We start from the raw sequence: 13,707 nt of genomic DNA, 5'->3' as shown, positions 1-13,707 counted from the left end.
ATACAGGTACTAGACAAAGCCAACGACCAGTTATCAAATGGTTAAATAATATCACGCCAGATGTGAACCATCGGCCAAGTGAAAAAAGGTCAGCACGCTTTCCACGGTTTATCAGCGTTGCAGCCGCGGTTTTGTCGGGTAATCCGCATTGGGCGGATCGCCTTCATTAAATACACATACAACCACAGTACGGGCTGCAGCCATGCAGCGCCTTTTTATTGGGAAATCGTTATGCAATCCTCTGTCAATAAGTCAGAAAGCCGGACCTTCTTCGGCCATCCCTATCCGCTGGGTTCTCTGTTCTTCACCGAAATGTGGGAACGCTTTTCGTTCTACGGCATCCGTCCGCTGCTGATCCTGTTTATGGCCGCCACCGTGTACGACGGCGGCCTGGGTCTGGCGCGTGAGAACGCGTCGGCGATCGTCGGCATTTTCGCCGGCAGCATGTACCTGGCGGCACTGCCGGGCGGCTGGCTGGCGGACAATTGGCTCGGCCAACGCAAGGCCGTCTGGTACGGGTCTATCCTGATCGCCCTCGGTCACCTGTCGATCGCCCTGTCCGCGGTGATGGGCACCAACCTGTTCTTCATCGGCCTGATGTTCATCGTGCTCGGTTCCGGCCTGTTCAAGACCTGTATCTCGGTGATGGTCGGCACGCTGTACAAGAAAGGCGATGCGCGCCGCGACGGCGGTTTCTCGCTGTTCTACATGGGCATCAACATCGGTTCGTTCATCGCCCCGTTGATCTCCGGCTGGCTGATCAAATCACACGGCTGGCACTGGGGCTTCGGCATCGGCGGTATCGGGATGCTGGTGGCGCTGGTGATTTTCCGGGTGTTCGCCGTACCGGCGATGAAACGCTATGACCGCGAAGTGGGCCTGGATTCCACCTGGAACAGCCCGGTCGCGAAGAAAAAAGGCGTCGGCGCCTGGCTGCTGGCATTGGCGGTAGTCCTGGCTGCGGTCATCGTGCTGATCGCTCAGGGCACCATCGTCATCAACCCGGTTGAGGTAGCCAGCGTGCTGGTGTACGTCATCGCCGCGTCGGTCACCCTGTATTTCATCTACCTGTTCGCCTTTGCCGGCCTGAGCCGCAAAGAGCGTGCACGCCTGCTGGTGTGCTTCATTCTGCTGATCTCCGCCGCGTTCTTCTGGTCGGCGTTTGAACAGAAGCCGACCTCGTTCAACCTGTTCGCCAACGATTACACCAATCGCATGGTCGGCGGCTTCGAGATCCCGGCGGTGTGGTTCCAGTCGATCAACGCCCTGTTCATCATCCTGCTGGCGCCGGTGTTCAGCTGGGCCTGGCCTGCGCTGGCGCGCAATAACGTGCGTCCGAGCAGCATCACCAAGTTCGTGATCGGTATCCTGTGCGCCGCCGGCGGTTTCGGCCTGATGATGTTGGCCGCGCAGAATGTGCTCAGCAACGGCGGCGCCGGCGTATCGCCGATGTGGCTGGTGGGCAGTATCCTGATGCTGACGCTGGGTGAACTGTGCCTGAGCCCGATCGGGCTGGCCACCATGACGCTGCTGGCGCCGGAGAGAATGCGCGGGCAAATGATGGGGCTGTGGTTCTGCGCCAGCGCGCTGGGCAACCTGGCCGCCGGCCTGATCGGCGGCCACGTCAAGGCCGACCAGCTGGATATGCTGCCGGATCTGTTCGCTCGCTGCTCCGTCGCGCTGCTGATCTGCGCCGCCGTGCTGATCGTGCTGATCGTGCCGATTCGCCGCATGCTGGAAAATACCCAGTCCAAGAGCGCGCAAAAACCGGCGACCAACGCCTGACGGATAACCCGTTTTTATCTCGCAAACCGGCGCTCGAGGCGCCGGTTTTTTTTATGCTTGCCAGGCCTGATGTTGCAGGACCACCCGGTAGCCGTCAGGATCTTCAAAGGTTTGCCCCGCCCTATCCCAATAGGGGTTATAGGCGACGACCGCCAAGAATCCCGCCGCCCGCATCCGCTCACACCCGGCTCGCCATTCGTTCTCATCCGGCAGGTAAAACACCAGCAGATGATCCTGCGTCGGCGCCTGCCCGACCCGCACCCCGCGATGCTGCGTGAACTCCAGATGGTAGGCATGCTGCGGATGCCCGATCATAATGCCGTCAAAGCCCTGATGATCGACAAACTCGCCTAGCCTTTCAAACCCCAACCCGCGGCAATACAGCGTGGCAATCTCTTGCAACCGATCGGTCGGGCGCGCAATGCGCAGCACCGCCTTGGCTATCGACATGAACGCCTCCACCTCATGATAATCTCATACAGCGCCATGCCCGCCAGCATCGCCAGCAGGAACGGCCATACCCGTTGTATTTCCGCCCCCGCCAACACCCAGGCCGGGCCAGGGCAAATGCCCGCCATGCCCCAACCGATGCCGAACAGCGCGCTGCCCACCAGCAAACGGCGATCCACACGCCCGGCGGCCGGGATCTGCAGCGGTTCCCCCAACAGGCTCCGCTGGCGTCGGCGCGCCCACATAAAGGCCGGCGCCGCCACTGCAATCGCCCCAACCATCACCAACGCCAGCGAAGGATCCCACTGTCCGGTAATATCGAGAAACGCCAGTACTTTGGCCGGATTGGCCATGCCGGCGATAATTAACCCCAGACCGAAAATCACGCCGCTCAGCAGCGCCAACAGAGACTTAAGCATCTTCACCCTCCCAGCAGATGGCGCATCAGCCACACGGTCGTAAAGCCCAGCAGCATAAACACCGCCGTGGCGGCCAACGATCGCGGTGCCAACCGCGCGACGCCGCACACGCCGTGCCCGCTGGTGCAGCCGCTGCCCAATCGGGTACCCACCCCCACCAACAGCCCCGCGATCGCCAGCCAGCCGCTGCCGGCCGCGATCTCACCAGGAGGCAAAGCCGCCGCCGCAGCATACAGCCAGGGAGAAATCAGCAACCCGCCAAGAAATGCGGCGCGCCAGCCCCGCTCCCGGCCGCCCGCGCTCAATAAGCCGCCGGTAATGCCGCTGATGCCGGCGATGCGGCCGTTGAACAGCAGCAGCAGCGCTACCGCACCGCCGATAATGGCCCCGCCCGCGAGCGCGGAATAGGGCGTGAAGTGTTGCCAGTCAATGGTCATCGCGGTTCTCCGGCTGTGGGCAATACAGTTGATACAGGGTCGTTAGCAGCGCCAACGCTTTGGCATCGGCCACCGCATAGTAAATCTGCTTGCCGGCTCGCCGGGTGGAGACCAGCCCCTCCTCGCGCAGCACGCCAAGCTGTTGGGACAATGTCGGCTGGCGGATAGCCAGCGCCTGCGCCAGCTCGCTCACTGCCATCTCGCCCTGGCTGAGTCGACACAGCAGCAGCAGCCGATCTTCATTGCCCAAGGTGCGCAGCATCGCGCCGGCCTGCGCCGCCGCCTTGCGCATCGCGTCAATATCCATCACACCTCCAATCAATTTATAAAATTATATAATATCATTTTATAAACTATTCATCTGCCGCGTGCCACAGGCTGGTGTGGAACCGCGCCGCATGGCATGCTGTCATCCCCCTTTTTGCCGCGCGGAGGCCGCTAACGATGCTGCTGTTTCATGACGTTCTGCCGATCGATCAGCCCGTCCGGCCGTTGGCCAAGGATTATCGCCACGGCGACAGCGAGCCGGATCACTACCATAACTGCGCGCAGCTGATTCACAGCCTGAGCGGCGTAGTGCAGGTCACGACCCGGCTCGGCAGTTGGGTGGTGCCACCCGGCCGCGGCGTCTGGGTACCGGCGAAAATGGTGCACAGCCTGCGCATCACCGGCCAGGTGGCGGCCAGGACGCTGTTCGTCGATCCGTTGGCGCGCGCCGATCTGCCGGCCCAATGCCAGGTGGTGCAGGTTTCGCCGCTGTTGCGCGAGTTGATTATCTGTGCGATGGAGATTGCGCCCGGCTATCCAAGCGGCGGGCGCGATGAGCGCGTGATGGAACTGATCCTGGATGAGTTGAGAATGCTGCCGATCCTGCCACTGCACCTGCCCGAACCGCGTGAGGCCTCACTGCTTGCCCTGTGCCGCCATATTCAGGCCACGCTGGCACAGCCCTGGACGCTGGAACAGGCGGCCGCTCAGCTCAGCGTCAGCGGACGCACCCTGTCGCGGCGCTTCCAGCGAGAAACCGGGCTGCATTTTAGTGATTGGGTGCGACGCGCCCGTTTGCTGGCGGCGTTGAACGCGCTGGCGACCGGCCGCTCGGTGTTGGAAGTGGCGCTGGATCTTGGCTATGACAGCCCCAGCGCGTTCAGCGCCATGTTCCGCCGGTTATTGGGGGTCGCGCCCAGCGACTATTTCAGCCGAGCCGCGCCGACGACAGATAGCGCCCGGCAACGTTGAACAGCGCCTGCAGCGAAGCGCTGGCGGAGTCAACGTCGATGCCTACGCCGTAGGTCGCCTCACCTTGCGGCAGCGTACAGCGGATATAGGCCACCGCTCGGCTGTCGCTCTGATGCCCCAGCGTGTGCTCGTGGTAATCCTCGATCGCCAGCGGCAAGCCGAAGCGCTGGCGCAGTGCATCCACCGCGCTGGAAAGCAGACCGTTGCCGGTCCCCTGCAGACGCAGTGGCTCTCCCTCGCAGGCAACTCGCGCGTTGAAGCTGTAGGCCTCTACCCCATGACTTTCCGTCTGGTAGCTCAACAGCTGCAAGCACGGCTGCTCCACCAACCCATAGGTGTCGCGGAATAAGCGCCACAGCTGTGCGCCGCTCATTTCCTTCCCGCTGCCGTCGGTCGCACGCTGCACCACCTGGCTGAAATCAATCTGCAAACCGCGCGGCAACGCGAGCCCATGATTTTGTTCCAGTAGCCAGGCAGCCCCGCTTTTACCGGACTGGCTGTTGACCCGGATCACCGCCTCATAGCTGCAGCCGACATCGGCAGGATCGAGCGGCAGGTAAGGCACTTGCCACCAGCCATCTTGTCGCTGCCGTTGCGCGGCGAAACCTTTTTTGATCGCATCCTGATGCGAACCGGAGAAGGCGGTAAACACCAGCTCACCGGCATAAGGATGGCGAGGATGCACCGGCAGCTGATTGCACTGCTCCACCACTTCCACCACCTGTTTCAGGCGGCTGAAGTCCAGGCCCGGCGCCACGCCTTGGGTATAGAGATTCAACGCCAGCGTGACCAGATCGACGTTGCCGGTACGCTCTCCGTTGCCGAACAGGCAGCCTTCGACCCGATCGGCACCGGCCAACAGCGCCAGCTCCGCGCAGGCCACGCCGGTACCGCGATCGTTATGCGGATGTACGCTGATCGCCACATCGGCGCGACGGCTGAAGTGACGGCAGAACCACTCAATCTGATCGGCATACACGTTGGGCGTACTCACTTCCACCGTCGCCGGCAGGTTGATGATCATCGGCCGCTGCGGCCCCGGTTGCCACACCTCCGCCACCGCTTCGCAGATCTCCAGCGCGAACTCTAATTCAGTAAAACAGAAGGTTTCCGGCGAATACTCGAAGCACCAGGCGGTATCGGGCTGAGCCTCGCAATGCCGGCGAATGCGCCGCGCGCCGTTCACCGCCAGCGCCACGGTTGCGGCCTTATCCTGACGGAACACGATGTCGCGAAACATCGGCGCCGTGGCGTTGTACAGATGCACGATTGCCCGTGGTGCCCCCAGCAGCGCCTCGAAGGTACGATCGATCAGATCGTCTCGCGACTGCGTCAGCACCTGAATCGTGACGTCGTGCGGGATCAGTTGCTCGTCGATCAGCGTGCGCACAAAATCGAAATCCGTTTGCGACGCCGAAGGGAAAGCCACCTCAATCTCTTTGAAACCGCACTGCAACAACAATTGATAGAATTCGCGCTTGCGCGCGTTATCCATCGGCTCCGCCAGCGCCTGGTTGCCGTCGCGCAGATCGCTGGAGCACCAGCGCGGCGCCTGCCGCAGGGTACGCGAAGGCCACTGACGATCCGGTAATGTCACCGGCGGGAACGGTCGGTATTTGCTTGAAGGGTCGATTAACATGGGCTTCTCCTGGCAACTGAGTGAACGATAGCGCCATTATTTCCCGCCATCGCCTCCTCTTCTCCCGCTTTGCGGACAACCGTCGTCGCAAAGCGGACAACAAAAAAATTTGCATCCTGCGCCAGTGAGACAACAATTAGTTTTGACGTTTATCCCACCGCACCGGCAATGCGCCGGGCGCTCTACTCTCATTGTCAACGGAGGCGAACATGAGCCTGTATGCAACCCTGGAAGAAGCCATCGAGGCCGCACGTGAAGAGTTTATCGACACCGCCGAAGGCGGCGGCGATGACGAACCGCCGGTGCCGCAGCAGTTCAATCTGCAAAAGTACGTGATGCAGGATGGCGACACGATGTGGCAGGCCGAGTTCTTCGAAGAAGAAGGCGAAGCGGTGGAATGCCTGCCGCTGCGCAGCGGTGCGGCGGCGCAGGCGATATTCGACGGTGACTACGACGAGGTGGAGATCACCGCCGAGTGGATAGACGAAAATACCCTGTACGAATGGGAAGAAGGCGACTTCCAGCTTGAGCCGCCGCTGGATACCGAAGAAGGCCAGGCCGCGGCCGATGAATGGGATGAACGTTAACCCGCACCACGTTTTTATCGCCAAGGAGGCAGCATGATTATCCGCCGGGCTCGCTCTACCGACTACCCCGCCATTTTGCAGCTGCAGGGGGAAAACGTGCCGGAAGCGCTCGACGAGCGCCACAAACGACAGGGATTTATCGTATCGCGCATGAATGAGGCGCAGCTGACGGCGATCAACCGCGGCATCGGCATACTAGTGGCCGAACAGGAGGGCCAACTGGCCGGGTTTGTTTGCCTGATGCCCGCCGACGTGCAACCGCGGCCGCCGGTGGTGGATGCGATGCTGGCGACGCTCGCCACGCAGTCCTTCGCCGGGCGGGCGCTGAGTGAGCAGCGGGTGTTTCTCTACGGCCCGGTTTGCCTCGACGCCGCCTGGCGCGGCAAAGGCGTGCTGAAACGCCTCTACGCCGCCGTCAAAGCGCACACCCGTCATGACTACGACGTGGGCGCGCTGTTTATCGACGACGACAATCCGCATTCGTTGGCCGCTCATGTGCAAGGGTTGGGCATGACGGCGCTGGCACCTTTCCATTGCGGGCAGAAAGGCTATCAGCTGGTGGTGTTCGCCACCCGCTGAGCAGGTTTATTCATAGGGGCCATGCTGCGCATCGAACGGCAGCATAAAGGTGTCCACCACCATCGACAGCGGCACGTCTATCACCGTGACGTAACGCCAGGGCGTATCGCGCAAATCCCACTGCACGCCGGGATAGTACTGGTGGCCATGCCCCGCGCCGGGCACGGTGCGGCTGATGATGCTGCCGCAACCGGTTAAGACCATCACGCCGGCCGCCACGCAGGCCAGCCGAAGGTAGGAAGAGAGCTTCACGACATTGACTCTGAGCAAAGGGTTGTTTCGCGAGTGAACAACGCATCGGCCGCAGTCTATCACAGTTCCCTTTCTCCACCGGTACCGGCGCGCGTAAGCAAAAGGTAAAAAAAAACGGGGAACGCGCCATGCGCATTCCCCGTCTGAGCGTTACCGTTCAGCGATTAACGTCGACCCGTTGGGTGTGCCAGCGGGTTGTGCGGCAACTGCTGATAGTGCTCACGCCAGGCAGCGCCTTCCGGCAACAGCCAGACGCGCTGGTGCAGACGAGCCAGCGTGACCGGATCGCTCAGCAGCTCCAGACGTTTGCCCTTCACCAGCTTCTCCGGCCCCAGCTGCAGCGCTTCGTTCACCCGTTCCTCGCGGTTGCGATCGAGGGTAGCGCGCAGATGGTGACGCGCCGTCGCCAACGCCGTCGCCAGCGCGTTGAAGGACGGGTTGACCACCGCATGCATAAAGCCGTTGGTCAGCGCGCGGTTGCGATTGAGATGCAGGTACTCTTCCGTCGCCAGCAGCTCGCGCGGCGGGTTGTACTCTTCCGGGATCAGGAACAGCTTGGCGCGTTTGCTCTTCATGCCCAGCGTCGCGCGGCTCGACAGCACCGACACGAACGGCGACAGGATCAGCGAGAACACGATCGGCGACAGCCACCACAGGAAGCGCAGATCCAGCCACGCCATGCCGCCGGCCCACACCAGGCCCAGCAACATCTGCGAGCCATGGCGGCGGAACGCTTCGCCCCAAGGCGTATCGTCATCGTCACGCTGCGGCGAATTCCACACCACTTCCCAACCGAGGAAAGCGCTCACCACGAACACGGTATGGAACAGCATGCGCACCGGCGCCAGCAGCACCGAGAACAGCATTTCCATCAGCATCGAAATGAACAGACGGAACGCCCCGCCGTACTCTTTCGCGCCCTTGGCCCAGATCAGCACGATGCTGAGCAGCTTCGGCAGGAACAACAGCACCAGCGTGGTGGAGAACAGCGCTATCGCCAGCTCGGGCCGCCACTGCGGCCAGACCGGGAACAGCTGCCGCGGCTGCAGGAAGTATTGCGGCTCCATCAGGGTGTGCACCACCTGCAATGCGGTGGAGAGCGCCAGGAACATGAACCACAGCGGCGCCGACAGGTAGGACATGACGCCGGTCAGGAACACCGCGCGGTGCACCGGGTGCATGCCTTTCACCAGGAACAGGCGGAAGTTCATCAGGTTGCCGTGGCACCAGCGACGGTCGCGTTTCAGCTCGTCCAGCAGGTTTGGCGGCAGCTCTTCGTAACTGCCCGGCAGATCGTAAGCGATCCACACGCCCCAGCCGGCGCGGCGCATCAGCGCCGCTTCAACGAAGTCGTGCGACAAGATTGAACCGGCGAAGGAACCCTCGCCCGGCAGCGGCGCCAGCGCACAGTGCTCGATAAACGGCTTCACGCGGATGATGGCGTTATGGCCCCAGTAGTGCGACTCGCCCAGCTGCCAGAAATGCAGGCCGGCGGTAAACAGCGGCCCGTAAACGCGGGTAGCGAACTGCTGCACGCGCGCATACAGGGTATCCATACCGGACGCCTTCGGCGCGGACTGGATGATGCCGGCGTTCGGGTTGGCTTCCATCAAACGCACCAGCCCGGTGAGGCATTCGCCGCTCATCACGCTGTCGGCGTCCAGGATCACCATGTAGCTGTACTCACCGCCCCAACGACGGCAGAAGTCGTCGATGTTGCCGCTCTTGCGTTTTACGCGACGGCGGCGGCGGCGATAGAAGATGCGGCCGTGGCCGTCGACATCGCGGCACAGCTCCATCCACGCCTTTTGCTCCGCCACGCAGATGTCCGGATCGTAGCTGTCGCTCAGCACGTAGATATCGAAGTGTTCCAGCTGACCGGTGGCGGCGACGGACTCATAGGTCGCACGCAGGCCGGCGAACACGCGTTCGACGTCTTCGTTACAGATCGGCATGATCAGCGCGGTGCGGTGCGCCGGATTGATCGGCTCATCGCCCTTGATGGTGGAGGAAATACTGTATTTGTCTTTGCCGATCAGCAGCTGCAGGAAGCCCATCAGCGCGGTCCAGAAACCGGCCGAGACCCAGCAGAACAGTACGGCGAACAGGATCAGAATGCCGGTTTGCAGCACATAAGGCAGCAGTTGCAGCACCGACTGCATCAGATCCTGATCCAGCATGGCGATAGGATCGATCAGCGCCCAGCCCTGATAAGGCAAGATGGTTTTCATGTACCAGGTGGCGATGCCGGTCTGCACCAGCATCAGCACCAGCAGCACATAGCGGCGCATGGAACCGACAACGCGCCAGCGGTTCTCGGCCTCGGCCTCCTCTTGGGTGGAGTGCCGATTGTGCGGCGAACGCCCCAGCAGAGAATCCCAGAAGCGCGCCACCGGGTTGGTACGCCAGGCTTCCGGGAACATGGTGGTTCGTTTGATCGGCGGCGTCGCCTTCAGAATGGCGCGCCCTTCGGCGTCGGTGTCGAAATCGTCATCGCTGACCGCATCCGGCCAGGCGCTTTCGATGCGCGGTTTGACCGAGGCCAACGCCACGTCATCCGCCGACAGGCTGTTGACGTTGGCGTCGGCGGCGCCCATCTGCCGATGGAGCGCCTCCAGTGCCTGAGCGTCATCCGCCGTGTGAGGGTTGAGCGCCTCCGACCGCTCGGCGGTCAGAGGCAGCGCCGCAAGATAATCCTGGGCGGGTTGAGTAGGCTTATTCATTGGCAGGTAGCTGATAGCTCCAGGTTTCCGACAGAGTCTTATCGCCATTGACCAGCGCTGCGCGCATTTCTACCGGCTTCTTGTCGTCTTTTACTTTCAGACGTACCGTCAGGCGCCAGCCTTTGGTCACTGGGTTATAGCGGACGTTGTTTTCTACCATTTCACCGTTGTCGCCGATGCTGATCTGAGAAGCGACCGGGGTGTTGGCGTCCAGCCCTTTCAGCACCGGGCCGACGAAGTCGACCAGGAAGGCCACGCTGCCGTCAGGCTCGCGAATCAGGTTGGACTGCTTCACGTCACCGGTCGAACGCATGGTCCGCGCCACATAGGCGATGTCTTGCGAATGCAGTTTATCTTCGTCGCGGGTGAAGTTCAGACGGTAGCTCAGCGTCAGCGGCTTTTTGGCTTCCGGCAGCGTATCCGGCGTCCAGAACGCCACGATATTGTCGTTGGTTTCATCCGCCGTCGGGATCTCCACCAGTTCGACCTTGCCTTTACCCCAGTCGCCCTTCGGTTCGATCCAGGCGCTCGGGCGCAGATCGTAACGATCGTCCAGATCTTCGTAATCCTTGAAGTTGCGGCCGCGCTGCAGCAGACCGAAGCCTTTCGGGTTCTCGACGGTATAGGTGCTGACGGACAGGTGTTTAGGATTGTTCAGCGGGCGCCAGATCCACTCGCCGTTGCCGGCATGGATAGACAGACCGTTGGAGTCGTGCAACGCCGGGCGATAGTTCAGCGTCGGCGACGGCTGGTTCGGCCCGAACAGGTACATGCTGGTCAGCGGCGCCAGGCCAAGTTTGCCCACCTTGTCGCGCAGGAACACTTTAGACTCGACGTCCACGGTGGTGTCGCGGCCCGGGATCACCGTGAAACGGTAAGCGCCGGTGGCGCGCGGGGAATCCAGCAACGCGTAGATCACCAGGTGTTTGTCGCCCTGCTTCGGACGCTCAACCCAGAATTCGCGGAAACGCGGGAACTCTTCGCCAGATGGCAAAGCGGTATCGATAGCCAGGCCGCGAGCGGAAAGCCCGTAAACCTGCCCTTTACCCACCACGCGGAAATAGCTCGCGCCCAGCAGGCTCATGATCTCATCGTTTTTGTCGGCGCTGTTGATCGGGTAGATCACCTTGAAGCCGGCAAAGCCGAGGTTTTTCACCGATTCAGGGTCGTGTTTGACCGAACCGAAGTTGAAGTAATCCGGGCTGTACTTGATCTGTTTTACGCTGGTGGAAGTGACTTCATTGATTTTCACCGGCGTGTCGAAGTACATCCCCTGATGATAAAACTCAAGCTTGAAAGGGGTTTTCAGCTTGCTCCAATAGGCTTTATCGTGATTGAACTGAATCTGCTGATAGTCTGCGAACTTCATCTCGCGGAACTGAGAAGGAAGGTTGCTCTTCGGGGCTTCGAAACCTTTCGCGGCCAGATCCTGCGCCTGCTTGGCCACATCATCAATAGAAAAGGCCCATGCCGGCGAACTGAACAGCGTGAACAATACGGTAGCACCTAACCAACGAACGCTCGCGGCGCGTGGTTGTCCGGATAATATATTAACTAGCACATCCCCCCCTATTCGTGTGCTCAAATCATTTAAATCCATATTAATGGATTACTCAGCTTTCCGACAACATGATAAATGGATGGTTCATGTTTACGGCTCATTGTTTAAGCAGCTGATGGAACACCAGCGTAGCAAGCCGCGCAACAAGACGCTATGGAAAAATGCGGGGGGCTATAGTAGGGTTTCGGATAACAATTTAACGTTTGACGACTTATTAAGCGTGTTAATGAGCACCCGATTAAATCACCAGCGGTAATCTATGACTAAAGGCAGCAAACAGCGCGAGTTTTTCCTCGATTCGATCCGAGCCTATTTGATGTTGCTCGGGATTCCGTTTCACCTCTCCCTGATTTATTCCAGCCATGCCTGGGCGGTGAACAGCGCGTCCCCCTCCTTCTCGCTCACGGTGCTGAACGACTTCATCCACGCTTTTCGCATGCAGGTGTTCTTCGTGATATCCGGCTACTTCTCCTACATGCTTTACGAGCGCTACGAGCGCCACCAGTGGCTGAAGGTCAGGCTGGAGCGGGTGGCGATCCCGCTGTTAAGCTCCATCCCGCTAATTACGGTGCCGCAGTTTTTCATGCTGAAATATTTCACCGATAAATTAAACGGCTGGGATGAATTTTCTCTCTATCAGAAAATAAATGTAACAGTTTGGGAATTGGTTTCTCATCTGTGGTTCTTATTGACGCTGTCGTTGTTAACCTGTGCCTGCTTTTATCTGTTCCGTAAAATCAAGCGTCAAACTCGTGAGCATATTCCGGCGTTAATAAACAGACTGCGTGGATTAGGAAACATCTCACTGTTTTTCTTTATTTATGCGGTATGCTATTCGGCCGCGCACCGTATTATTTTAATTGTCGCGCCGCAGCTATTATCCAACGGCCTGTTCAATTTCGTGGTGATGGAGACGATGTTCTACCTGCCGTTCTTCATCCTCGGCGCTTATGCGTTTAAGTACGTGTGGCTTAAGGAGATTTTTCTGCGTCGCTCGCCGCTGGCGCTGCTCGGCTCGCTGCTGCTGTTTATCGCATATATGCTGAATCAAAAGCTGTTGGCGCACAGCAGCTATATGTTCGAGCTGGAAGTGGTGATCAAAACCCTAATGGGGATCCTGATGACCAACGTGGTGTTCTCTTTCGGGCATAACCTGCTGAATTATCACTCGCCGCGCATCACCTATCTGGTCAATGCCTCACTGTTTATATATCTGGTGCACCACCCGTTGACCCTGATATATGGCGCTTTCGTGACGCCTTATATCGGCAACAACCTGTTGGGATTCTTGCTGGGCCTGCTGTTTGTGTTCTCGCTGGCCTTCGCTTTATATGAACTGCACAAGCGTATTCCGGTGCTGCGCTTCTTGTTCTCCGGTAAGCCGCAATAACCTTGCGCCCCTGCAAACCCGATCGTTTGCAGGGGTTTCCTGTCATCTTGCCGTCGTGCAAAAAGCCTATACTGGTGGTTTGCATGCAAAGCACACATTGCTCAGCCTGGCGCCGTCCGTTAGGGCAAAGTGATACGGCTGAATACATACCCTAATCGTTATAACTGCGATGCATAAGTAGAAATCCGGATCCCTGCCTTACGGTAGTGATTGGGCTCAACACCCCCGAAGGGCTGCGCGATCGTTTAATTCATTCGATGGCGTTAGCTGCATCTCCCTTCCGTCACGACAGAGAGGATTTTGAATGACTGATAAGAAGACCCCGGCTCAGGAAGCCGAAGTGGAAAACGCCACCCTGCTGAAGATCCTCGGCAGGCTGCTGTCCGCGCTGGACGCCTCAATCAGCGGCAAAGAACGCAGCATTTTGGTCACTGAACTCTCCAACTTCAATCTCGACGGCATTTCCGAAACGGAAAGCAAGTTGGCCAGCGAGCTGATCAAACGGGCGCTGGAATCGCTCGACCACTAACCCTACCGCGCCTGCAAACCATTAAGCCTGCCTACGCGGGCTTAATGGTTTTTCCCTCAGCCACGATCGGCCATTGTTGCCAAAGCCGAAATACAGCAGCCTGATAATGTTGGATAA

General features: G+C 59.7%; 14 protein-coding genes. 6 read left to right on the top strand and 8 right to left on the bottom strand.

Annotated elements, in window-relative coordinates:
• The first annotated feature begins 231 nt into the window (after positions 1-231).
• Positions 232-1,785 carry a peptide MFS transporter gene (locus V8N38_RS09370; RefSeq protein ID WP_046686847.1) on the top strand — a complete coding sequence of 518 codons (1,554 nt, stop codon included), beginning with the start codon at positions 232-234 and terminating at the stop codon, positions 1,783-1,785.
• 51 nt (positions 1,786-1,836) lie between these two features.
• Here V8N38_RS09370 and V8N38_RS09365 read toward each other — a convergent pair whose 3' ends face one another.
• The 4 genes from V8N38_RS09365 to V8N38_RS09350 are packed head-to-tail and all read right to left on the bottom strand — an operon-like array spanning position 1,837 to position 3,398.
• On the bottom strand, positions 1,837-2,235 hold the full coding sequence (locus V8N38_RS09365) for a VOC family protein (protein ID WP_038875445.1): 399 nt from the start codon (positions 2,233-2,235) through the stop codon (positions 1,837-1,839).
• Positions 2,226-2,654: a YeeE/YedE family protein gene (locus V8N38_RS09360; RefSeq protein ID WP_084826413.1), complete on the bottom strand. Its 429-nt coding sequence runs from the start codon at positions 2,652-2,654 to the stop codon at positions 2,226-2,228. Before V8N38_RS09360 ends, V8N38_RS09365 begins: the two co-directional genes overlap by 10 nt.
• Before the next feature lie 2 nt (positions 2,655-2,656).
• Positions 2,657-3,091: a YeeE/YedE family protein gene (locus tag V8N38_RS09355; RefSeq protein WP_060440216.1), complete on the bottom strand. Its 435-nt coding sequence runs from the start codon at positions 3,089-3,091 to the stop codon at positions 2,657-2,659.
• The gene (locus tag V8N38_RS09350; RefSeq protein ID WP_048233328.1) at positions 3,081-3,398 is read right to left on the bottom strand and encodes an ArsR/SmtB family transcription factor; all 318 of its coding nucleotides are present in this window, start codon (positions 3,396-3,398) and stop codon (positions 3,081-3,083) included. The genes V8N38_RS09355 and V8N38_RS09350 overlap by 11 nt, the downstream gene beginning before the upstream one ends.
• A gap of 137 nt (positions 3,399-3,535) precedes the next feature.
• Between V8N38_RS09350 and V8N38_RS09345 the strand changes: the two genes are divergently transcribed.
• Entirely contained in the window at positions 3,536-4,330 is a 795-nt protein-coding gene (locus tag V8N38_RS09345) for an AraC family transcriptional regulator (protein ID WP_060440217.1), read from the top strand.
• Here the strand turns inward: V8N38_RS09345 and leuA are convergent.
• Positions 4,287-5,969 (bottom strand): 2-isopropylmalate synthase, encoded by a 1,683-nt coding sequence (gene leuA, locus V8N38_RS09340; RefSeq protein ID WP_147839473.1) that lies wholly within the window; start codon positions 5,967-5,969, stop codon positions 4,287-4,289. The two genes, V8N38_RS09345 and leuA, sit on opposite strands and share 44 nt — an antisense overlap.
• 209 nt (positions 5,970-6,178) lie before the next feature.
• Between leuA and V8N38_RS09335 the strand changes: the two genes are divergently transcribed.
• Together V8N38_RS09335 and V8N38_RS09330 are read left to right on the top strand one after the other, a co-directional pair.
• Positions 6,179-6,556: a MysB family protein gene (locus V8N38_RS09335; protein WP_033638020.1), complete on the top strand. Its 378-nt coding sequence runs from the start codon at positions 6,179-6,181 to the stop codon at positions 6,554-6,556.
• Positions 6,557-6,589: 33 nt separating this feature from the next.
• Complete coding sequence (locus V8N38_RS09330; protein WP_147839474.1) at positions 6,590-7,135, top strand: GNAT family N-acetyltransferase; 546 nt, start codon at positions 6,590-6,592, stop codon at positions 7,133-7,135.
• A 6-nt stretch (positions 7,136-7,141) separates the two neighbouring features.
• On the opposite strand, the gene V8N38_RS09325 is transcribed toward V8N38_RS09330, so the two are convergent.
• The 3 genes from V8N38_RS09325 to V8N38_RS09315 form a co-directional block, all read right to left on the bottom strand.
• Positions 7,142-7,339, bottom strand: coding sequence for a YceK/YidQ family lipoprotein (locus V8N38_RS09325; protein ID WP_046688460.1), 198 nt, complete (start codon positions 7,337-7,339; stop codon positions 7,142-7,144).
• Between the two features lie 212 nt (positions 7,340-7,551).
• On the bottom strand, positions 7,552-10,110 hold the full coding sequence (gene mdoH, locus V8N38_RS09320; protein WP_147839475.1) for a glucans biosynthesis glucosyltransferase MdoH: 2,559 nt from the start codon (positions 10,108-10,110) through the stop codon (positions 7,552-7,554).
• On the bottom strand, positions 10,103-11,671 hold the full coding sequence (locus tag V8N38_RS09315) for a glucan biosynthesis protein G (protein WP_170310507.1): 1,569 nt from the start codon (positions 11,669-11,671) through the stop codon (positions 10,103-10,105). Before V8N38_RS09315 ends, mdoH begins: the two co-directional genes overlap by 8 nt.
• A 259-nt stretch (positions 11,672-11,930) precedes the next feature.
• On the opposite strand from V8N38_RS09315, the gene mdoC reads away from it, so the two are divergent.
• Together mdoC and V8N38_RS09305 are read left to right on the top strand one after the other, a co-directional pair.
• Positions 11,931-13,061 (top strand): glucans biosynthesis protein MdoC, encoded by a 1,131-nt coding sequence (gene mdoC, locus V8N38_RS09310; protein WP_141958785.1) that lies wholly within the window; start codon positions 11,931-11,933, stop codon positions 13,059-13,061.
• Positions 13,062-13,365: 304 nt separating this feature from the next.
• On the top strand, positions 13,366-13,590 hold the full coding sequence (locus V8N38_RS09305; RefSeq protein WP_060440221.1) for a hypothetical protein: 225 nt from the start codon (positions 13,366-13,368) through the stop codon (positions 13,588-13,590).
• Positions 13,591-13,707 lie beyond the last annotated feature (117 nt).

It is taken from the genome of Serratia nevei (assembly GCF_037948395.1).
Taxonomy (GTDB): Bacteria; Pseudomonadota; Gammaproteobacteria; order Enterobacterales; family Enterobacteriaceae; genus Serratia; species Serratia nevei.
The sequence above is the reverse complement of the archived record's forward strand: the minus strand, read 5'-3'. Positions and strand labels throughout refer to the sequence as shown.

Excerpts from the sequence above, each read along its gene's own strand:
- V8N38_RS09305 (WP_060440221.1), top strand. The coding sequence starts at position 13,366 with ATGACTGATAAGAAGACCCCGGCTCAGGAAGCCGAAGTGGAAAACGCC.
- V8N38_RS09325 (WP_046688460.1), bottom strand. The coding sequence starts at position 7,339 with ATGGTCTTAACCGGTTGCGGCAGCATCATCAGCCGCACCGTGCCCGGC.
- V8N38_RS09330 (WP_147839474.1), top strand. The coding sequence starts at position 6,590 with ATGATTATCCGCCGGGCTCGCTCTACCGACTACCCCGCCATTTTGCAG.
- V8N38_RS09355 (WP_060440216.1), bottom strand. The coding sequence starts at position 3,091 with ATGACCATTGACTGGCAACACTTCACGCCCTATTCCGCGCTCGCGGGC.
- V8N38_RS09365 (WP_038875445.1), bottom strand. The coding sequence starts at position 2,235 with ATGTCGATAGCCAAGGCGGTGCTGCGCATTGCGCGCCCGACCGATCGG.
- mdoH (WP_147839475.1), bottom strand. The coding sequence starts at position 10,110 with ATGAATAAGCCTACTCAACCCGCCCAGGATTATCTTGCGGCGCTGCCT.
- mdoC (WP_141958785.1), top strand. The coding sequence starts at position 11,931 with ATGACTAAAGGCAGCAAACAGCGCGAGTTTTTCCTCGATTCGATCCGA.
- V8N38_RS09350 (WP_048233328.1), bottom strand. The coding sequence starts at position 3,398 with ATGGATATTGACGCGATGCGCAAGGCGGCGGCGCAGGCCGGCGCGATG.
- leuA (WP_147839473.1), bottom strand. The coding sequence starts at position 5,969 with ATGTTAATCGACCCTTCAAGCAAATACCGACCGTTCCCGCCGGTGACA.
- V8N38_RS09335 (WP_033638020.1), top strand. The coding sequence starts at position 6,179 with ATGAGCCTGTATGCAACCCTGGAAGAAGCCATCGAGGCCGCACGTGAA.
- V8N38_RS09345 (WP_060440217.1), top strand. The coding sequence starts at position 3,536 with ATGCTGCTGTTTCATGACGTTCTGCCGATCGATCAGCCCGTCCGGCCG.
- V8N38_RS09370 (WP_046686847.1), top strand. The coding sequence starts at position 232 with ATGCAATCCTCTGTCAATAAGTCAGAAAGCCGGACCTTCTTCGGCCAT.
- V8N38_RS09360 (WP_084826413.1), bottom strand. The coding sequence starts at position 2,654 with ATGCTTAAGTCTCTGTTGGCGCTGCTGAGCGGCGTGATTTTCGGTCTG.